This is a genomic window from Cupriavidus sp. KK10 (assembly GCF_018223725.1).
Lineage (GTDB): Bacteria > Pseudomonadota > Gammaproteobacteria > Burkholderiales > Burkholderiaceae > Cupriavidus > Cupriavidus necator.
This window is the reverse complement of sequence record NZ_CP073678.1, coordinates 206587-227220: the sequence shown is the minus strand read 5'-3', so window position 1 is coordinate 227220 and position 20634 is coordinate 206587. Positions and strand designations below refer to the sequence as shown.

The window sequence follows — 20634 nt, the reverse complement described above, 5'->3', positions numbered from 1 at the left end:
GCCTCAGCATTGGCGTCAACGTGTTGGGAAGACCGGGTCAGCTGCCGGTGCAGAGAAGGTGGCGCGATACTGCTGAGGAGACACGCCAAGGCGCCGCTTGAAGATCTGCCGCATATTGTGGGAATCGCTGAATCCGCATTCGTAGGCGATGCGCTTGAGCGGTGCATTGCCTTTCTCGAGCATGGCACGCGCCGCATCGACCCGAGCGCTTTCGACGAAGGCGGCGGGTGTCATCCTGGATTCCCGCGCAAAGACCCGCGCGAAGTTGCGCAAGCTCATCCTCGCAACGCCGGCGAGGACGCGAACGCTCAGCTCTTCCGACAGGTGCCCAAGCACGTATTCCTGCACCAGCGCGACCGGCGAAGTCGGCTCCGCACAGGGAGTGAGGTAGGGACTGAACTGCGATTGCCCACCCGCGCGCTGCCTGAACACGACGAGGCGTCGGGCAACGTTGAGTGCTACATCGTCGCCATGATCCTGCGCCACCAGGTACAGCGAGAGGTCAATGCCCGCCGTCACTCCTGCCGACGTATAAAGGTTGCCGTCACGTACGAAGATCCGGTCAGCCTCCACGCGTGCGTTCGGGCATAGGTTCGCAAGCTCCCCGGCATCGCTCCAGTGCGTGGTGACGGTGCGCCCGTCGAGCAGGCTTGCACGCGCGAGTGCGAAGGCGCCGTTACAGATGGACCCGTAACGCCGCGATACTGCGCAGATGCGTCGCAACCAGTCATAGACACCGGAGTTCCATATGACCTTGGGCAAGTCCGGGCCGCCGGCTGTCAAGACGAGGTCGTAACTGCTGATCACGGGATCGACGTCGCCATACGCACGATGCGCTTTGAGCAGCAATCCATTGGAGCAAGCGATCAACCCATCACCGCCTATGACGATGACTTCAATTTCGTAGCGAGCGTCCTCCGGCACGAAGCGGTTCGCCTCCGCAAACACATCCATCGGACCGCCGACGTCCAGCGCCTGCACGCCGGGGAAAACGAGGAGGGCAACAGTTCGGCTCACAGGCGCAGATGCGGAAGGCGGCGGACGAGGACATTGTTGAATGTAGAACGATATCGGAACGCCTCGGTTCGAGCCATGGCAACTCCTCTGTCATAGCCCGAATTGAACGCCTTTTGGCCCGGAAGCACCGCTGACATCGCAGCCACGCGAGACTGGCACGAAAAGCACGCAGAATGGCACTCCCCAGCGGTCTGTCTGCGCTGCCTGGAATGGCGAACGCGGGAACAATCACTGCTCGAGGTCCGAAGCTGTTTCGGCCTTCTCACAGGAGAGCATTGAATGAGCGCAGTTCCAGCATCCCTCGCCGAGCGCGTCGGCCCGGCCTTTACTGTCGATGGCATGCTTCTGGCGCGCAGCAAGACCCGCCAGGCAATCGCCGAGATCGCGGCACGCGTCACACCGGGCATGGTCGAGGAGGACGCCGTTGAGATGGCCAAGCGCGTTATGCTCGACGCAGGCCTTGTCCTCAGCTGGCATCCCACGCGTGTCCGATTCGGCCGCAACACTATCAAACCGATGAAGCTGGCGTCGGAGCCCGGCGTGATCCTGCAGGAGAACGACATCTTCTTCATCGACATCGCCCCTCGCGTGGAGGCCTGGGAAGGCGACGGCGGGGCATCCTTTGTGGTCGGGCAGCATACGGAGTACGAACGTTGTGCACGCGATGCAGAGGTACTGTTCCACGAGGTGCGCAATGTCTGGAAGCGCGATCGTCTGACCGGACAGGCGCTGTACGCCGAAGCGGACCGTATGGCGAAATCGATGGGCTGGGAACTCAACTTCGATCTGCCGGGTCACCGTGTGTCGGACTTTCCTCACGCCACGATCTATACCGGATCGCTAGCCGATTTCGAAGACAGCCCGGCGGCAATGCGCTGGATTCTCGAGATTCACCTACGCGATCCACGGAAGCGATTCGGCGCGTTCTTCGAGGACATGCTGCTGGACGAAGCGGCCTAACGATAACCTCGCTCCGAGGCTAGTCGCGTACGCGAAGTGCGGTGGAAGGCTCCATCACAAGTGCCGTGCCGTGCGCCTCCGGGACAGCGGCCAGACCACCGCGACCCGAAACCACCGTACTTTGGCTGGATTCGTTCGCCGTCTGCTACGAGAGACATGTTCCACACCGCCTAAACTGCGGTGTGAAGGCTCGTAGGTACATGCAGGGACGACGACGGGCCAATCAGCGTGTCGCTGGCCGTCTCAAAGGACGGCATAGCGGACTTTCCCTTCAAGTTTCTGGACTGAGGCCATTCATGTTCGCGCTACTTTCCGTGACGTATGTTCTGCTGGCGCTGCTCTTCGGCGGGTACACAACGTACCTCCTTGTCACACTGATTCCGGAATGCGTGCTTGAGAAGGCAAGCAAGAGTGGAAGATTTGCCGATCTGTATGACGGACCTGCAGGGCAAGCCGACCCGACCGGGGCTGACAGGAAAACGGCCCGTGCCGTTTCGTAGCTGCCGTGGTTGGAGATCACCGGAAGTGCAGGCCCGTACATGAAAACCGCAGCCATATTGATATTCCCGGAGGTTCAGGGGCTCGATGTCTCCGGGCCGCTCGATGTCTTTGCGGAAGCGAATCGCTTTCTTTCTCCAGACGATCAGTACAGCTTTGAAATTCTGGGCACAGAGAGCGGCCGCGTACGTTGCTCGAACGGCCTGGAAATCCATGCCAATCGCTTGTTTTCGGACTCGGGTGGCGCGTACGACCTGTTGCTCATTGCAGGAGGTCCTACGTTGCCTCAACAGAGCTTTGCGCCGTCCTTGTATGCGTGGTTGCGGACGGCCTTCGCAAATTCAGGATGCGTTTGCACCATCTGCAATGGCACATTTCTTTTGGCCAGAGCTGGCGTTCTCGATGGCAAGCATGTCACGACTCACTGGAACGACGCGGCCGGTCTTGCAAGGGAGTGTCCGTCCGCCTTGGTAAGTGCTGACAGACTATACATCCAGGACGGTAACCTGGTTACGTCTGCCGGAGTCACCGCCGGCATTGACATGAGCCTGTATCTGCTTGCGCGAGACCATGGTCGGGAAGTCGCCGTCAACGTGGCCAAGCAGTTGTTGCTCTTTACCCATCGCGCAGGGGGGCAGTCCCAGTTCAGTTCATACCTCAATATCTCGGCTGAGCCGAATTCATTGGTATCGCAGGTACAGCAGTACGTATTTGCCAATCTGACCGCTGATCTGTCACTCAACGTTCTGGCGAACGTCGTAAGAATGAGCGTTCGCCACTTCACGCGAACCTTCATGCGCGAGTCCAACGTCAGCGTCATGGATTTCGTCGAGGCCGTCCGGATAGATGCGGCGAGAGGCCTGCTCGAAACATCATCGAAACCCATCAAGACCATCGCGTACCAGTGCGGCTTTTGCAGCGCGCACCGAATGCGTTCGGTATTTCGGCGGCGCCTGGGCATTTCACCCCAAGACTATCGGGCACATTTTCTCGATCCATCTTCGGCGCCCCGGACGCACAGTCAGCGCCAGGTGCGTTCCGATGATCGCCTTCACGAGACGACCACAAACGCGTGACTCAAGATTGGCCGCAGCGCAATTCCTGGGGATGAATGGGTCTCCAGGATAGAGAATATTTCGGATTCAATTAGGCGATATAAAGAAGGAGACAGTGGTGGGCCGAAAACTTGTCGGGCGTTCTATTGATTTGCAAAAAGTTGCGGACGATGCGCGTTTCAGCGCTTTCCATGCATTGGTGCTGGCGTGGTGTGCATTGATCATTATCTTCGATGGTTATGACCTCGCTGTTGCCGGGATCGCGCTGCCATCCATTATGCGAGATCTGCATGTGGACGCCACCGGCGCCGGGATGATGGTCGGTTCAGCACTGTTTGGCGCGATGTGCGGCGCGGTGTTGCTCGGTACCCTTGCTGACCGCATCGGGAGACGTCGTGCCATTGCGCTTTGCGTGTCTCTCTTCAGTGTGTTTACGGCAATCGCTGGTTCGGCTAGCAATCCGGTAGCCTTTGGCATTGCGCGATTCATTGCCGGACTTGGCATTGGTGGCGTGATGCCCGCGGTTGTGGCGCACATGACGGAATATTCCCCGCGCAAGTTGAAGACCACGCTGGTTACGGTGATGTTCAGTGGCTACTCTGTCGGAGGCATGATTGCCGCGCTGCTCGGAAAGGGACTTATCGAGAGTTATGGATGGCAGGCGGTCTTCTACGCGGCGGCAGCGCCCGTACTGGTGGTTCCCTGGGTATTGAAGTATGTTCCCGAGTCAATCGCTTACCTGGTCAAGCACAATCGCCGGAAGGAGTTGAGCCGTATCTGTGCAAGGTTGGATTGTACTTACGTGTTCCGCCCCGATGATGAATTCGTTATCGGCTCGAACCGAGATGGCGAGGCTTCCTTGCGCACGTTGTTGAGTGATGGAAGGGCCCTGAGTACATGCATGTTCTGGATTGTGTTTTTCATGTGCTTGTTCATGGTCTACGCCCTGAGTTCCTGGCTGGCGAAACTCATGGCCAATGCGGGCTATAGCCTGGGATCGGCGTTGACGTTCGTTCTCATCCTGAATATCGGTGGCATGCTTGGCGCAATTGGTGGTGGGATCCTTGCGGACCGCATGAAGATTCGCAGCGTGCTCATCTTCATGTTTGCATTGGCCGGTGCCTCCATCACGCTACTGGGATTCACGTCATCGCCGGTGCTGTATTGCCTTCTGTGCGTAGCGGGTGCATCAACAATTGGCACACAGATTGTCGTCTACGCTTATGCAGGGCAGTACTATCCGTTATCGGTTCGTTCGACTGGTATCGGTGTCGGTTCTGGCGTGGGCCGGTTTGGCGCAATCTCGGCGCCAGTCATCCTTGGCGCCGTGGTCGGGATGCAACTCCCGCTCCATCAAAATTTCCTGCTTATAGCGACGCCAGCCGCTATCGCAATGGTTGCGGTCGCATTGATTGACCGACGACCGAATTCAATGACGGTCACAGCCACGATCCTGGAGGAGGGGAGCGTTCAGCCTTGCAACATGCGTTGATTTTGCACGCTTCCAAATCTGGCGCGAACACAATGCGCCCCGGCCAGTTAGGTGATTGCCAATGTCAACCAGGGCCTGCCACGTCACCAGAGGAGACTGAGAAGGAAATGATGTCAGTGAATCAAACGGAGAGCAGCAAACGCGCGATCGATGGCCCCAACGATCTCTGGCGCTGGACTGGCGCAGAAATAGGGGCCGCGGTTCGTCATGGCGATATTTCGGCTGTAGAGGTCGTAGAGAGCGTTTACGCTCGTGCTGCGGCGGTGAATCCCGTGATCAACAGCATCGTCCATATGGACCGGGAACGCGCGCTGGCCGAAGCCAGAGCGCTGGATCGGCGGCGCAATGCGGGCGAAACGCTGGGGCCGCTTGCCGGAGTGCCCGTCTCGATCAAGCTGAATGTTGATGTCGCTGGCGAGGCGACGAGCAATGGCAATCCGCTATGGCTCAATCGAATTGCCAGTGAAGACAGTGGCGTTGTTTCTAACCTGCGCCGCGCGGGGGCTGTGGTCATCGGGCGGACCAACACTCCGCCATACTCTTTTCGCTGGTTCACCGAGAATTCGGTTTATGGACGTACGCGCAACCCATGGTCGGCGGGCGTGACATCAGGTGGCTCGAGCGGTGGCGCCGGCGCAGCCGTGGCGAGTGGTGTGGGTCCGATCGCTCACGGAACTGATATAGCGGGGTCAATCCGCTATCCGGCATATGTCAATGGTGTCGTAGGCTTGCGGGCAACCACTGGTCGCATTCCCTCTTTCCAGGCCACGGCGCCACGACGCTACTTCGGACTTCAGGCGATCTCTGCGCAGGGTCCGCTCACGCGCACTATTTCAGACGCGCGGCTGGCTCTGGAGGCGATGGCATGTGATGGCGGCATTGACCCGATCTGGGTCGATGCGCGCCTCAGATACGACGATGACGAACTGCCAACCCATGTCGCTCTCGTAGACGAGATAGATGGCATCGATGTCGATCGGGAGATTCAACAAGCACTACTCTCGGCCGCCGCCGCGCTGGCCAGCGCGGGTTACACGGTTGAGCGGGTTCCCTTGCCAGATCTTAAGCAAGGGATGGAGCTATGGGAAAGCATCGTCATGTCGGAATGCAGGCTCGGCATGCTTGACGCCGTGGACGCAATTGGCGACGCGGTCATCAGTACGCCGGTGCATAACATGGCAGCCTGTGCGCCAGACCTGAGCCTGTCCGGCTATGCCGAGGCGATTGCCTCTCGCGATGAAATGCGCCGCAAGTGGAATATCCTGTTCCGGCGCTATCCGCTGGTCCTCATGCCTACGTCGTGCCGCCTGCCATTGTGCTGGGACGCCGACCAAGGGTCAGTCGATGAAATGCGTGCCTTGCTCAACGTGCAGAGTCCGCTGATGGCAGTGGCAGTATGCGGGTTGCCGGGTCTGCACGTTCCGACGGGACTGGCTCGGGGGTTGCCCCTTGGGGTACAGCTCGTTGCGCCGGCATTCCGTGAAATGCGACTATTGCATGCGGGCGCCATCATCGAGGCAGCGCACGGAACACTGATCCAGCAGCTCTGGGACCAGCGCCCGGGGTTTCCCGGCTAGGTGGACGGATCCGACCGGAATTGCTTGCGGTAGGCCGACGGCGAGATGAGCAGGGCGGCGCGAAAATGTTGATGCAGGGACAAGCTTGTTCCAAAACCCGCTGCTTGCGCGATGAATTCTATCGAGGCGTCACTACTTTCAAGCATATGCTGAGCACGTGCCAGCCGCTGGTGCAATATCCACTGCTTGAACGACGTGCCGGTGGTCTGGCGAAAATGGCGGGTAAAGTTGCGTCGGCTCATCGCGGCGCGCTCCGCAAGCGATTCGATGCTGTGGGCTTGCTCCAGATGGTGCGTCACCCAGTCAAGAACCTGTGAAAGCCGGTCGTCGCTGTGGGTGATCGGTAACGGCCGCTCGATAAACTGCGCCTGCCCTCCCTGTCGATGTGGAGCGATCAGTAGCCGTTTGGCGCGACGATTGGCAACCTCTGCGCCAGAAATCTGGCGTAACAGATGCAAGCAGCAATCTATGCCAGCAGCGACGCCCGCAGAGGTGAGGATATCGCCTTCGTCGACATACAGCACATCCGGATTCACTCTTACCTTCGGATATCGTTGCGACAGTGTGCCGACACATTCCCAGTGAGTTGTCGCGGTTTTGCTATCCAGCAGGCCGGCCTGGGCCAGTGGAAATGCCCCGAGGCATAAGCCCACCACCCTCGCGCCGCGACGATGCGCGCGCCGCAGCGCCTCAAGCAAATCGGGTGACGCTTGACGGCAGTCGTCATGCCAGGAAGGCATGATCACGAGATCGGCAGAGTCCAGGGCGGCAAGGTCGTACGAGGTGTCGATGGCAAAGCCGGCGGTAGTCCTTAGCGGCACCGCGTCCGCTGCACAAACCATCACGTCGAAAGCCGATACCCCGGGATCGCTGAGATTGCCGCCAAAAATCAGGCATGGCACCGACAAGTGGAAAGGCGTTATGCCGTCGAAGGCAACGACAGCAACTCTCAGGCGTCGAGGTGTGGAGGCTGTTTTCCGCCTGGCCCGATTATATCGAAGGTGGGCCTCCAGGACACTGTTCGCTCACGAGCGATACGCACAGAATTCGGGTCATGGGAAGCGGCGCTGTTGCCGGAACATTCCCGGTCAATACAAAGGATATCCATGAATATCTCCACGCACTTGCAGATCGCAGTTGCCGCGGCATGCGCCATCCTGCTAGCCGGCTGTGCGGACGTCGTTGCCACTGATGCCATCGCCCACGCGAACCCCGCCCCAGTCACGGCGGTGGTGCGATTCAGGCAGGTTCGCAACGCCACGATCAAAGTGGAGTATGCCGGGGCCACCTTCCTCATCGACCCAATGCTCGGCAAGAAGGGCGCATACCCCGGATTCGAGGGTACCTACAACAGCCAGCTGAGAAATCCGTTGGTAGACCTGCCGATGCCACTGGACGAAGTCATCAAGGCTGACGCGGTCATCATCACCCACGCGCAACACTATGATCACTGGGATGAAGTCGCCAGGCGCAGTCTCCCCAAGGACATTCCGATCTTTACGCAGAGCGATGACGATGCCGAAAGCCTGCGCAAGGATGGCTTTGAGAACGTGCGCGTCCTTACCGCCAACGTTGACTTTCATGGGACACGCTTGAGCAAGACTGGTGGCCAGCACGGCAGTGACGCCATGGAGGAAGGCCGGGGGAAGCGCCTGGGAAAGTCTTCGGGCATCGTATTCGAGCGGCCAGAATATAAGACGGTGTACGTGGCCGGAGACACGGTATGGAACCGATATGTGGAGGACGCAATTTCGCAATACCGGCCAGACGTCGTGATCCTGAACGCTTGCTTTGGACGTTTGGTCGGTTATGACGGCGCTTTCATCATGGGCAAGGAAGACCTCTATCGCTTCTACCAGGCCGCGCCCAGAGCTACAGTGGTTGCCAGCCATATGGAGGCGCTTGCCCACTGCACGCAATCACGCAAGGAATTGCGCGACTACATCGCCGAGAAGGGAATGGACCCGCGGCGCGTGTTGGTGCCGCAGGACGGCGAGTCGTACAGCTTCTAGCCCGCGCCCCATCTCAAGCTTACCGAACCACATAAAGGTCAATCAAATGGATCGTCGACTGCTCATGCTTGCGTTAGGCATGTTCGCCATGGGGACGGACAACTTCGTTGTCGCAGGCATTCTTCCGGGTGTCGCTGAATCACTGCACACCACTGTCAGCCTGGCCGGCCAGATGGTCACCGTCTATGCCCTCTCCTATGCGATCCTGGCTCCGGTGATGGCGGCTGTCGCAGGGCGGTGGCCCAGGAAGCTGCTGCTGGTATCCGCGCTCGGTATCTTCGTCGTCGGCAACGCCATCACTGCGCTCGCAACGGATCTGAATACGGTTCTGCTCAGCCGCGCGCTGGCGGGCCTTGGCGCGGCGATGTTTTCTCCAACCGCACTGGGTGTTGCCACCTTGCTTGCGGAACCTGATAGAAGAGGGCGCGCGCTTGCCACCGTCACCGCCGGTCTAGCCGGCGCAACGGCGCTGGGCGCCCCGATCGGCACGTTCATCGGTGGATTCGGAAGCTGGAGAAGCACGCTCTGGTTCGTCGCGCTTCTTGGGGTGATCGCGATGGTCGGGGTAGGGGCCATGCTGAGCTCGGTTCCTCAGCCTGAACGCATCACGCTGCGCGAGCGGCTGGCCCCCTTGCGCGATGTTCGCGTTGCGCTCACCCTGCTCACATCGCTGTTCGCCTTTGGCGGGTTCCTGATGGTTTATACCTATGCCGGACTGGTGCTGGAGCAGGTCACCGGCGGCGACGAACGCGTGCTCGCTGGCATGCTTCTCGTCTGGGGCACCGCCGCCTCAGTCGGGAACATGTTTGCTGGCCGTCTAGTCGATCGCTTCGAAGGCCGCAAGATCATCAATGCGGGGCTTTGCGTTGGCATCCTGAATTTCTGTGCGCTGCCGTGGACTTCCGCATATATGGTTACCGCCGTGGCCGCCCTGATTGTCTGGGGGCTGGTCGGATGGGGACTGATCGTGCCGCAACAACACCGGCTGGTGAAGATCGCGCCGCAAGTGGCTCCGTTGCTGCTCGCCCTGAACAATACAGCCACCTACGGCGGACTTGCCTGCTCGGGCGTTCTCGGCGGCATTGTGCTTCTATTCGTCGACCGGCAGTACCTCAGTCTCGTCGGATCGGGCTTGGTTGCAGTCGCTTTGGCTTGTGCCGAGGCCGCGCATCTGTGCACTGAGCGAACGCGCAGGCGGGACTACACAACGGCCGACCCGCAGGCGGAAGCGCTGTAAATCACGCCTGTCGAAGCTGACCAAGGCCATTTGAAATGAACGATCGATGATCAAACGCACGCCCGAGTCGATGCTGGCTGACTCCTCACTTGATCGGAGTCAAGCCACGCCCCTGCACCAGCAGGTTTCAGACCGCATCAAGCGGGCGATCTCGACGGGCTCGCTGCGCCCGGGAGCCCGTCTTCCTTCGTCCCGCAGCCTAGCAACCCAACTGTCGATTTCTCGCGCAACCGTCGAACTTGCCTACAGCATCCTCGCTGGCGAGGGCTATCTGACCCGCCAGAATGCCGCCGGCACGCGCGTGGCGGCGCGCCCTATCTACCTGCCTGTTCGGCATGCGCCACCGACGCCGCGGACATTGATTCCTGGGGTGGCTTCGGAACCTGATCAGCCTCCGCGCCTCTTTCAGATGGGGTTACCGGCGCTCGACGCATTTCCGCGTAAGCTTTGGTCCCGACTTGCCGCCCACCACGCGCGGTCGCTCTCGCTCTCCAGGATGGTCTACCAAGGAACAAGCGGGTATGGCCCCCTACGGGAGGCGATCGCGAATGACCTGGCCATCGGCCGCGGCATTCCGTGCAGCGAGGAACAGATATTCGTCACATCAGGGTTCATGGGCGCCTTGACTCTGGTTGCGCGGACGTTGCTGACCACGGGCGATGAGGTATGGATCGAGGACCCAGGCTTTCTTCCCGCGCGTCATGCCCTCGCGCTTGCCGGCGGGCAGGGTGAAGGGCAGCTATCAGTTCCGGTTGCCATGTCCGCTGGATAGAGGCATTTAGGGCCGACGAAGCAACGTTCGTATTCGCCAATCTGAACGTCCGTGCGACGCGACGGTCGAATGGCGCTTCATGGTCGGGAAGAGCCCCATTGACGAGGCGGTCGAAGAACTGCGGGGCGACGGGAACGGCCGTTATCGGTGCGACTGAATGCCCGGTCTGGGTCGGCTACAGTCATCGCAGTGGATTTGGCCGATATGGCGGCTCGTCATCCTGGTGTCGAGCTGCCTGCCGAATTGAGGCAGCGCATGACAAATCGTGAAACTCCCTAGCGTCAGTCGCCAGGCCGCTTCAGGCAATATTGCTTGAGGGCGGCGTTGTTCCGTCGCGTATTTTGAGGACGACAAGAGGCGAACGATCAGAATGCCGCTTTGCCCACCGACGCGCCACCGTCGACGAACAAGGTCTGTCCAGTGATGAAGCCCGCATCCTCGGACAAAAGAAACGCCACGGCCGCAGCCAATTCTTCAGGCTTGCCGAATCGCTTCATCGGCACCAGCGACAGAAAGCGCTGCTCCGCTTCGCTGCCGACGGGCGTGTTCTGCCGGAACAGTTCGGTCTCGGTAGGCCCGGGCGCGACAGCATTGACGGTAATGCCGGTCTGCGCAAGCTCCAGCGCCCAAGTGCGCGTAAAGCTCATCATCTCGGCTTTCGCCGCGGCATAGGCCGTGCGATTGGCGACGCCAAGCACGACGAGACTCGAGAGATTGACGATTCGTCCCCACCCTCGGTTCCGCATGCCGGGTAGCAAGGCTTGCACGGTCTGCACGGCGGAGGTGAGATTGTGACGGAAGGAGGCTTCGAGATCGTCGAGATCAACCGCTTCAACGCCGGCCAGACGGACGAACCCCGCGTTGTTGATGACGCCATCAAAGGTATAACGGTCGACCAGCCCCTCGAGCGTTCGTGTCGTCGCATCGCGATCGGTCAGATCGACGGAAACCAGTGTGCCGGGGAAACTGGGGTCGTAGGCCCCGCGCGCAAGCCCGATGACCTGATGTCCGTCGCCGGCGAGCCGGTGTGACAACGCGCGCCCGATGCCCTTGCTGGCGCCAGTGACCAAAAATGTACGTCTGAGCATTGCGAAAATCCGATAGATGTAGGAGTGAGCCCTTGGGGTCCGCCGAGAAAGTCAACCCCAACTGGAAGTCAAGATGATGCTGCACACGTTCACGCGCTCGAAGCCCGGATCCTTGTGCGCCAGAAAATCGTCGTTGAACGTGCCGAACGTGGTGCCAGGGCGATGTTTCATGCCATCGTAGAAGGCATCGATCATCTTGCCGGCGAAATCGGCGCCGCGCGGATAGGCCGCGACCACCGCCGTGCGCTGTTCCTCGGTAAACGCATCGAAGCCCCGTCCCGCCACGTCCATCCCAGCTCCAGCTTGCACCAGCGCGATTTCACCGTGCATGTGCTCGGGAATGCCCGGCGTCGTATGGAGCGCCACAGCGGTCCACACCTTTGCTATGTCCGCCTCGTCGACATGATGGCTGCGCAGAAATTCGCGCGCGGCGTTGGCGCCGTCCACTTCGAAACGAAGTTGGCTTTCGCGATAGGCGGACGTCAAACCGATATCATGGAACATGGCCGCAACGTAGAGCAGCTCTGGGTCGAATGCGACACTCTTTCGTATTCCCAACAGCGCGCCCCAAAGGTAGACCCGTGTCGAGTGGTTAAACAGCAATTCGCTTTCGGTGTCGCGAATGAGCTGGGCTACCTCACGCGCCAGCTGGCTGTCTGGAATTACGACGTCGAACATTTCGTTCGTCGGTGCTGTCTTATCTTGCTTCATCGGGTTACTCGAGCTGTAGAGAGCGTGCGTTTCCTGCGGCACGCTTGACTTCCCGACCGCCCCACGTGGGCGGCTGATTCCGCGCCGGGACTGACTGGCGGGGTTACATCCAGGAGGTTACGCTGCCCATGGATCATGGAACAGGACCAAGATCGAGAAATACCAATGTACTATCGCGTCCATGGCAACACTTTCTATTGGCCTCGATCGCGCCGGACGCATCTCGCTATCGGCGCAAATTTACGGCTCGATCCGAGATGCGATCGAGTCGGGCCAGCTTGTCGCCGGCGCGCGGCTGCCCTCCTGGTCGGATTTGGCCGCCCAGCTCGGCGTGTCCCGGGGCACCGTGCGTGCCGCCTATGAACGTCTGATCGACGAGCAGTTGGCGATCGGCCTAGGCGCGGCCGGGACCCGGGTAGCCGCACGGCCCCTGCAGGCGACAACTGGATGGTCGCCGGAGGCGCCGCCCCTTCCGGATCTGTTCTACGACTTCGGCACGGCGCCTTTGGCGTTTCAAATGGGTGTGCCCTCCCAGGACGCCTTTCCCTTCAAGCTCTGGTCACGCATTCAGGCACGCGCGGCGCGCCGGGCGGCAGCGGCTCCTGTCGGATACCCCGATCCACGCGGCGAACCGGATTTGCGGCAGGAGATCGCGGCGTATCTTGGCGTCTCGCGCGGGCTTCGATGCAGTCCCTCTCAGGTCTTCGTCACGGCAGGTTTCTCTGGCGCGCTCAATCTCGCGATTCGCGCCCTGCGCGTGGAAGGCAGACAAGCCTGGATGGAAGACCCTGGCTTTCCGCTCACGCGTACGGCGCTCGGACTGGCCGGCATGACCGTGGCAGGGGTGCCGGTGGACGCGGACGGGCTCGATATCGAAGCAGGCATGCGGATCGCGCCCGAAGCCCCCCTCGCGGTGGTGACACCGGGCCAACAGGCGCCGTTCGGGATGACGATGTCGCTCGCTCGACGAATTTCACTGCTCGGCTGGGCAAAACAACGCGACGCCTGGATCGTCGAAGACGATTATCTCGGCGAGTTGCAGTTGAAAGGACGGGCCGCACCGGCGCTGGCCTCGCTCGATCAGGACGGACGAGTGCTGCACATCGGGACCTTCAGCAAGACGATCAGCCCGGCACTGCGCCTGGGATTTCTCGTTGTCCCGCCGGACATGGCACGCCGCTTCGGCGACGTCGCGGCGTGCCTTGCGCCCGCCCCGGCTGCATCCGTGCAGCACGCCGTGAACGAGTTCATGCACGACGGACACTTTCTTCGCCATCTGCGACGTATGAAGCGTCTTTACACTGCCCGACAGGAAGCCCTCGTTCGTTGTCTGAAGGAACTGGCCTCGGAATCAATCAAAGTGCAGGCCGCCGCCGGCATGACCGTCGTCGCCGCGCTTCCCGAATCCGTATCGGATATTGATATCACTTTGCGGGCACGAGCTTTCGGGCTGGCCCCAGTTCCTCTCTCACCCTGGTACACGAGCAATCCGGCGCAGCACGGGCTACTGCTTGGCGTGACGAATTTGAATGAAAGAACGCTGCCGGCCAACTGTGCCCGCCTGCTCGAACTCGTTCACGGGCGCCACTGACGGACCACCGGCACCTACTCTGCCATCGCTTCTTGGTACATCGAAAATGTTCATTCCTGGTGCTTTTGCTTGGCACCCAAGTCACACCACAATGCAGGAGCACAAAGGAGCCAGACATCCATGAACATTCAATCCATCGTAAGAGCCGCCGGCACAGCCATGGCCTTCGCCATCACCGTGCCGGCCGCAGCACATGGCGCGGCTGAAACCGTCACACCGAACTTTCAGCACGCCATTCCCAACATTCCGGGTAAGTCGCTGACCGCCGTCGTCGTCGATTACGCACCCGGTGCAGCGTCGCCCGCGCACAGGCATGCGGGCTCGGCTTTCATCTATGCCTACGTCGTATCGGGCGACATCGAGTCACAGGTGGATGACGGTCCGAAGCACGTCTACCATGCCGGCGAGAGCTTCTTCGAGGAGCCCGGCGCCGTTCACCGCATAAGCCGCAACGCGAGCGAAACAAGGCCTGCAAAGTTGCTCGCCGTGTTCGTCGCGGACAGCAACGACAAAGCCCTGACCACCCCCATCAAGTAAACCGCCGCCTCCAGGAGTCACCTCATGAGCAAGCGCCTCGACTACACCCAGATTGCGCCTACGGGCGTCAAAGCCCTTGGCGGCGTCTACGGCTACGTCATGCAGAGCGACCTGTCGCCGGTCCTCGTCGACCTGGTCTACCTGCGCGTCTCGCAGATCAACAACTGCGCCTATTGCCTCGACATGCATACACGCGACCTGCTAAAAAAAGGCGTGAAGGTCGAAAAGCTGGCGCTCGTGCAAGCATGGAGGGAAGCAGGCCAGCTGTTCGACGACCGCGAGCGAGCAGCACTCGCGTGGGCCGAATCGGTCACGCTGGTGGCGCAGACCGGCGTGCCGGACGCGGCCTACGAGGCCGCCCGCGCCGTGTTCGATGAACGCGAACTGGTTGACCTGACCATAGCCATCAGCCTGATGAATACGTATAACCGTATGGCGATCAGCTTCCGGAACACGCCTCAGGCCGTGATGGAACAGTAAAACGCCTCGCGGGTTTATACGGCATAAAAGCGCCCCGACTTCGGCATAAGCCGACGCAATTTTCCAACGAGCTTCCCCAATCGCTATGGATAGGCGCGGCGCGAGTGCATATCTTGGAGTTATCCCGTCAGAGCGCCAAAAAGAAAGGTTCTTCACCGATTTCCGGGGAAGGCCGCTCGGATCTTGAGGAAGAAGTAGTGGTCATCGCGGAAGCCATAGGCCATGCGCTTGATCACCTTGATCCGGTTGTTGACGCCTTCAACCAGATTGGTCCCAGGGCCAGCGAGTATGGGCCTGGATATCCTGCAGGTAGGGCTTGAGCCGCCGGGCGAACTGGCACAGCGGCCCGATCCCGCTGCTCATGGCGCGCTCGTACCAGCCCTCCCAGAAGCGCCTGGCGTAGCCCGGGTGCCGGTAGTCCCACAGCGCCTTGAGATTGTCCTTGAGCACGTAGACTGCCATGAGCGCCTGGTTGGCAGCCAGGATCTCTTCGAGCCAGATCTGGTCGGCCTCTCGTTTGACGTTCTCCCGATTGCGTAGCAGCAGCCAGCGCGAGGATTTCACTACCTTGCGAGCCACGCGGTCGCCGCGCAGCCGGTTCGCCTCGTCCACTTGCACTCGGTCGATGACCTCCCCCCATACTTGGCTACCACGTGGAACAGGTCGTAGACCACCTGCGCTTGCGGGCAATGCTCGCGCACCTCAAGATCGTAGGCAGTATTCACGTCCATGACGGCGGCACGCAGCCTGGCACATCCGTCAGGGCCGAGTAGCTCGAAGAACGGTCGGATGTCGTCGCGGGAACGCCCGCGGCCCACCCAGAGCACCCGCTTGCTCGACGGCTCAACGATGACGGTGGCGTAGCGGTGCCCCTTCTGGATTGCAAATTTGTCCATGGCGATGACCGTGACGCCACGCAGGTCCACCGGCCCGAGTTCCTGCTCCAGATGACGTTGGTCTATCCGCTTGACTGCGGTCCAGGACAGCCGATAGAACGCGGCCACATGGCGCAGCGACATTACCTTGCAAAGCCGCGCCACGCTGGTAGCCAGCCGTGTTGTCACCCGCGCATAAGGGGCAAGCCAGTCCAGGCGTTCCAGTTTGGGTCCACACCGCAGGCACGCCAGACGAAGCCGCGGCACGATCAATCGACCGGCATCTCGAATACCGGCAGATCCCGCGTCCACTGCAGTACCGGCGCCGACGCACGCTCGACGCTGAGCACAACCAAGCGTTCATCTCGGAGCGGCCACCGGGGCAGAGGACGACCCCCTGACGTCATTCGCCCCTCGACAGCCCCGGTGTCAGCTTCCGAAGTAGAGGGGCGCGGTCGGGCTCCCGCGTGGCTTGGCAAGAAGCCCGAGCGTTTCCTCATCGATCTCTTGTCCTGAACGACAGGTTGGCGGGCGCGGCCGGTCCGCCCCCCCTTCGGACTAGCAAACTCGGCAGGCCGGAAGTTCGGCGGCCACTGCGTAGGAAGCCCAAGGGGAAGAGCCGGGCAACGAGCCCGGGGGCGGCGGCGCTGCCTGGTTAATCAGGACGAAGGCAACGACAGCAGTAACGGCAGTGACGGCACCGATGACAGCAAAGACTGAGCGGGCGGACGCGATCCGCTGGATCCAGGCGCGGATGGACGACTACGGGCTCACCCTCGAAGACCTCGACGCGGCGGGGTGCTTCGCGCCGCCGCCTCCACCTCCACCGCCCGCACCAGCGGCGCCGGTGGTCTGCTACCGCAATGCGGAGGGGCTGACCTGGGACGGGCAGGGCGAGATGCCGTCATGGCTCAAGCGCGCGGTCAATGCGGGGCAGAGCGTTGAGTTTTTCCGGGTTGGATAGGGGCCGCCGATGCATTTGGCCCGCAGACCAACAGCGATCTGACGAGGGCTAACCGACACAACCCACGACGACCCATTTATGAAAGTACACGTTTCCACCCTGTTGTGGCTCGCCGCCATGGCGAGCGGCGGTATGCTGCCCCTCACGCAGGCGCACGCCGGAGTGTTCGACGATGAGCAGGCGCGCAAAACGGTCATCAACCTGCGCGACCAGTTCAACAGCTTCCAGGCGACGGCGACCCAGCGCATTGAGCAGAATAGCCGAACTACGCTCGACCTGCAGAACCAGCTCGAAGGTCTACGCCAGGAACTTGCGCGGCTACGCGGCACAGAACGAAGTGCTGCAGAACACGGTAGCGACGCTGCCTCGCGAAAGGGGAAAAATTCGATCCCGCCCATGTCCGCCAGCCGACGGTCATACATGTGATGTAGCGCCTGGTGGATTGCCGAGTTCGCCCGCTGCCGGTCTGACCTGTCGCTATCGTTGCTTGTTGCGTCCTGGTGGATGGGGGTGTACTACGGGAAGTGTCGCGCTCACTTCGCCGCATCTTGGATGGAGTCCTGCTGCGCGGTTACTATCCGGGCCCGGACGTGCAGTGACTCCCCGTCTAACAAGGCCGATTATAGGTGTGCAGTGTCTCCCGCCGCTTCATGCCAACTCGTCCCTCACCCAAGGGAACCCCACATCCCCTGGGGGGGAGGTGCCATCATGCCCAAGAGCCTCACTGCGCGCTGGGCTATTGCTCGCCACTTGCCTGCGAACAGCCGGCGCGCGTCAAGGTAGATGTCGCCTCATTTATGCAGCCAAACGCTGTTTTTCGGCGCCTGGCTTGATACCGGCGGGCACGGCAATCTCGCGCTCCGGATTGAGCGTGACCCTGTCGATTGGCGACCAGTCTCGTGTGTCGCATGTCCAGCGACGCGGGTTGCGCTCACGGGCCTGAACATACAGCGCGTGGCGCGCGGCGAGAATCTTGTCGTCTTGACCGGCGTGGCGCTGTGCCGGGCTCACATAGCGGATGCCGCTGTGCCGATGCTCATGGTTGTACCAGTGGACGAAGTGCGCCGCCCAAGTACGCGCAGAGTCCAGGTCGGCAAAGCCCTTGGAGGGGAACTCCGGCCGGTACTTGGCCGTGCGGAACAGGCTTTCCACAAACGCGTTATCGTCGCTCACTCGCGGACGCGAATACGAGGGCTTGACGCCCAACCAGTGCAACATCGCCAGCACCGTAGTGGCCTTGAGCGTGGCGCCGTTGTCCCCGTGCAGCACCGGCTTGGCCGCCATGGCGTGAATACCCTCGGCCAGCGCCGTACGCTTGACCAGATGCGCCGCGTGGTCGGCGTCGTCGCGATCATGGACCTCGAAGCCCACGATCTTGCGGCTGTACACGTCCAGGATCAGGTACAGATAAAACCAGCGCCCGGCGACCTCGGCCGGCAAATAGGTCATGTCCCAGCACCACAGTTGGCGCGGCCCCGTTGCCACGTGCGTGGTGGGCGGACGGCTTTGGCGCGGCGCCTTGGCACGCCCCCGATGCCGGGTCTGCCCATGGGCGCGCAGCACTCGGCCGAAGCTCGACTCGCTGGCCAGGTACACGCCCTCATCGGCCAGCATGGGCACGATGCGCGCCGGCGGCATGTCGGCGAAGCGCGGCTCGTTGGCAACGGCCAAAATGCGTTCGCGCTCCTCGTTGCTCAACGCGTGCCCTGGCGTGGGCCGCTCGGCCCCGGGGCGGCGGTCGCCGACCACCAGGCCATCGTGGGCCTTCCAGCGTTGCAGCGCGCGCACGGTAATGCCAGCTACCTCGCAGGCCAGGCGCAGGCGCGCCCCGGCTGCGTGAGCGGTCTCGATATGGCGGACCATCGTTTGGCGATCTTCCAGGCCGATCATGCGTCCTCGTCCTTGTCCTTCGGGAAGATCCCCTCGAGCTTTTTTGAAAGCACCAACAGGGCAGCGGCTTCGGCCAGGGCCTTCTCCTTGCGGCGCAGTTCGCGCTCAAGCTCCTTGATCCGCCGCCGGTCGGCCTTCGTCTCGCGATGGCTGGCGCGGGCATCCTCGGGCTCGGCCAGCGCCTGCGTGGCGGCCTGGCGCCACTGCTCCAACTCCTGCGGAAACACACCGTTCTCGCGGCACCAGGCGCTCTTACTGGCCTCGTCCATCGCTGCCGTCGCCAGCACCGCCTCAAACCGGGCCGCCGCTGTCCATGCCCGCTCGCGAGCGGGCATGGACATAGCGTCCGCACGCCAGCGCTCCAGCGTGGCCACTGCCACACCCAATTCCCTTGAAACCACTTCCACCGCTGCACTCTCCGGCGGTAACAACCGTGCTACTGCCCGGTCCTTGAATGCTTGTCCGTATCGAGCCACTTCTATCTCTTATCGCCCCCAGGGTTCAAATTCTAACGGGGCGACATCTATTCTGCCGCGGGGGGCAGCGTCAGGCCGAAGCACAACGAAACGCGCTCGCCAGCGAGTTGCCCACTGCTGGGCGGCGTCGTGATCGACAACGGCGACCCGCCGCCCGCCCGTGGACAACTCGCGCCACGCCACGCGACCACAAACTGACCTTGCTATAGGGCGAGGCTCCTTATAGGGTGGATTGGGGGTGGCGGCGACGCTGCTCTCTTACCCGCTCCTTATCTTGGTCAGAGGCCCAGTACTGGCCTTCCTTATGTCCGTTGCGTCTCGCGCTGATTGCGGAGATGTTCAGAAAATCGCCCCAGCCGTTCGCGGGATCAACGGCCCTTCCCACAGATTGCGCGGGACGTAACACCTGTCATGTTGCGCGGTGGTGGAGCTTGCGGGCGGAAAACTTGAGGCTGAGGAGGACGGAGACCAGGATCACCGAGCCGACGATCGCCAGCGACCACTGCACAGGCATGTGGAACCACGGAGCCGCCAGCATTTTCCCGCCAATGAATACCAGCACCAGCGCCAATCCATATTTGAGAAGATGAAAGCGCTCCGACATATCAGCGAGCAGGAAGTAAAGTGCCCGGAGCCCCATGATGGCGAAGATGTTGGACGTGAAGACAATGAAGGGGTCGGTAGTCACTGCGAAGATGGCCGGGATACTGTCGACGGCGAACACGAGATCGCTTGCTTCGATCATCATCAGTACTAGGAACATCGGCGTCGCCCCGCGCACGCCATTAATCCGCACAAAGAACTTCTCGCTGTGGAAATCGGGTGTGACACGCATGTGGCCTCGCAGCCAGCGCAGCAACGCATTCTTCTCCAGATCGGGCTGCTTTTCGGCAAAGATGAGCATCTTGATGCCAGTCACGATCAGGAAGGCCCCAAAAACGTATAGGACCCAGGCGAACTCGCTCACCAGCCACACGCCCGCCAAGATCATGCCGGCTCGCATCACGATGGCCCCCAGCACGCCGTACAGCAGTACTCGCCGCTGCAATTCCGGCGGTACGGAAAAGTAGCTGAAGATCATGACAAAAATAAACATATTATCGATCGATAGCGACTGTTCGATCAGGTAACCGGTGATGAACTCCATCGCCTTGCTGTTGGCGATTTCGCGGCTGGCATTGATATCGAGATACCACCAGAGGAGGCCTGCGAAGGTGCAGGCCATCGTGACCCATGCGGCAACCCAAGCGGCGGCTTCCTTGACCGAGACACGGTGCACCTTGTTCCCGCCAAAAACGAACAGGTCCAGCGCCAGCATCGACAGCACGAAGGCGATAAAACCAACCCACATTGCGGCGTTTGCGAAAGAGTCCATCATCATGACAGGAAACGATGCGAGTCC

General features: G+C 61.2%; 17 protein-coding genes and 2 pseudogenes. 12 read left to right on the top strand and 7 right to left on the bottom strand.

Annotated features, from left to right (window positions below; genetic code table 11):
- Window positions 1–15: 15 nt before the first annotated feature.
- A complete protein-coding gene (locus KB879_RS32235; RefSeq protein ID WP_211983511.1) occupies window positions 16–1017 on the bottom strand; it encodes a GlxA family transcriptional regulator in 1002 nt (333 codons plus the stop codon).
- Between the two features lie 279 nt (window positions 1018–1296).
- Between KB879_RS32235 and KB879_RS32230 the strand changes: the two genes are divergently transcribed.
- From KB879_RS32230 to KB879_RS32215, 4 genes are all read left to right on the top strand, one after another.
- Complete coding sequence (locus tag KB879_RS32230) at window positions 1297–1977, top strand: M24 family metallopeptidase (protein ID WP_211983510.1); 681 nt, start codon at window positions 1297–1299, stop codon at window positions 1975–1977.
- Between the two features lie 539 nt (window positions 1978–2516).
- Window positions 2517–3551: a GlxA family transcriptional regulator gene (locus tag KB879_RS32225; protein WP_211983509.1), complete on the top strand. Its 1035-nt coding sequence runs from the start codon at window positions 2517–2519 to the stop codon at window positions 3549–3551.
- A 97-nt stretch (window positions 3552–3648) separates the two neighbouring features.
- Window positions 3649–5022, top strand: coding sequence for an MFS transporter (locus KB879_RS32220; RefSeq protein ID WP_211983508.1), 1374 nt, complete (start codon window positions 3649–3651; stop codon window positions 5020–5022).
- A 107-nt stretch (window positions 5023–5129) separates the two neighbouring features.
- Window positions 5130–6599 (top strand): amidase family protein, encoded by a 1470-nt coding sequence (locus KB879_RS32215; protein WP_249221461.1) that lies wholly within the window; start codon window positions 5130–5132, stop codon window positions 6597–6599.
- Here the strand turns inward: KB879_RS32215 and KB879_RS32210 are convergent.
- A complete protein-coding gene (locus KB879_RS32210) occupies window positions 6596–7507 on the bottom strand; it encodes a helix-turn-helix domain-containing protein (protein WP_371827457.1) in 912 nt (303 codons plus the stop codon). The genes KB879_RS32215 and KB879_RS32210 overlap by 4 nt on opposite strands.
- A 198-nt stretch (window positions 7508–7705) precedes the next feature.
- On the opposite strand from KB879_RS32210, the gene KB879_RS32205 reads away from it, so the two are divergent.
- Genes KB879_RS32205 through KB879_RS32195 form a run of 3 tightly spaced genes read left to right on the top strand, consistent with a single transcriptional unit; the run spans window position 7706 to window position 10620 of the window.
- Window positions 7706–8611: an MBL fold metallo-hydrolase gene (locus KB879_RS32205; RefSeq protein ID WP_211983507.1), complete on the top strand. Its 906-nt coding sequence runs from the start codon at window positions 7706–7708 to the stop codon at window positions 8609–8611.
- Window positions 8612–8657: 46 nt separating this feature from the next.
- Window positions 8658–9848: an MFS transporter gene (locus KB879_RS32200; protein ID WP_211983506.1), complete on the top strand. Its 1191-nt coding sequence runs from the start codon at window positions 8658–8660 to the stop codon at window positions 9846–9848.
- Window positions 9849–9894: 46 nt separating this feature from the next.
- Entirely contained in the window at window positions 9895–10620 is a 726-nt protein-coding gene (locus tag KB879_RS32195; protein ID WP_211983505.1) for an aminotransferase class I/II-fold pyridoxal phosphate-dependent enzyme, read from the top strand.
- A 365-nt stretch (window positions 10621–10985) separates the two neighbouring features.
- On the opposite strand, the gene KB879_RS32190 is transcribed toward KB879_RS32195, so the two are convergent.
- On the bottom strand, window positions 10986–11708 hold the full coding sequence (locus KB879_RS32190) for an SDR family oxidoreductase (RefSeq protein ID WP_211983503.1): 723 nt from the start codon (window positions 11706–11708) through the stop codon (window positions 10986–10988).
- 51 nt (window positions 11709–11759) lie between these two features.
- Window positions 11760–12419, bottom strand: a complete 660-nt coding sequence (locus KB879_RS32185) for an HD domain-containing protein (RefSeq protein ID WP_211983501.1) — start codon at window positions 12417–12419, stop codon at window positions 11760–11762.
- Window positions 12420–12600: 181 nt separating this feature from the next.
- On the opposite strand from KB879_RS32185, the gene KB879_RS32180 reads away from it, so the two are divergent.
- The 3 genes from KB879_RS32180 (at window position 12601) to KB879_RS32170 (ending at window position 15027) form a co-directional block, all read left to right on the top strand.
- A complete protein-coding gene (locus KB879_RS32180) occupies window positions 12601–14010 on the top strand; it encodes a PLP-dependent aminotransferase family protein (RefSeq protein WP_211983500.1) in 1410 nt (469 codons plus the stop codon).
- A gap of 120 nt (window positions 14011–14130) precedes the next feature.
- Window positions 14131–14547, top strand: a complete 417-nt coding sequence (locus KB879_RS32175) for a cupin domain-containing protein (RefSeq protein ID WP_211983499.1) — start codon at window positions 14131–14133, stop codon at window positions 14545–14547.
- A 24-nt stretch (window positions 14548–14571) separates the two neighbouring features.
- A complete protein-coding gene (locus KB879_RS32170; protein WP_211983498.1) occupies window positions 14572–15027 on the top strand; it encodes a carboxymuconolactone decarboxylase family protein in 456 nt (151 codons plus the stop codon).
- 152 nt (window positions 15028–15179) lie between these two features.
- Here the strand turns inward: KB879_RS32170 and KB879_RS32165 are convergent.
- Window positions 15180–16207: pseudogene (locus KB879_RS32165) on the bottom strand (ISL3 family transposase); the annotation flags it as partial.
- A gap of 398 nt (window positions 16208–16605) precedes the next feature.
- Between KB879_RS32165 and KB879_RS32155 the strand changes: the two are divergent.
- Together KB879_RS32155 and KB879_RS32150 are read left to right on the top strand one after the other, a co-directional pair.
- Complete coding sequence (locus KB879_RS32155) at window positions 16606–16866, top strand: H-NS family nucleoid-associated regulatory protein (RefSeq protein ID WP_211983497.1); 261 nt, start codon at window positions 16606–16608, stop codon at window positions 16864–16866.
- 78 nt (window positions 16867–16944) lie between these two features.
- Window positions 16945–17242 (top strand): annotated as a pseudogene (locus KB879_RS32150) (YbgF trimerization domain-containing protein); the annotation flags it as partial.
- Window positions 17243–17661: 419 nt separating this feature from the next.
- Here the strand turns inward: KB879_RS32150 and KB879_RS32145 are convergent.
- A protein-coding gene (locus tag KB879_RS32145; protein WP_211983496.1) for an IS3 family transposase occupies window positions 17662–19232 on the bottom strand; the annotation gives its coding sequence in 2 pieces (ribosomal slippage) (window positions 17662–18803 and window positions 18803–19232; 1572 coding nt in all).
- Window positions 19233–19641: 409 nt separating this feature from the next.
- Window positions 19642–20613, bottom strand: coding sequence for a TerC family protein (locus KB879_RS32140; protein WP_305852189.1), 972 nt, complete (start codon window positions 20611–20613; stop codon window positions 19642–19644).
- Between the last annotated feature and the right edge of the window lie 21 nt (window positions 20614–20634).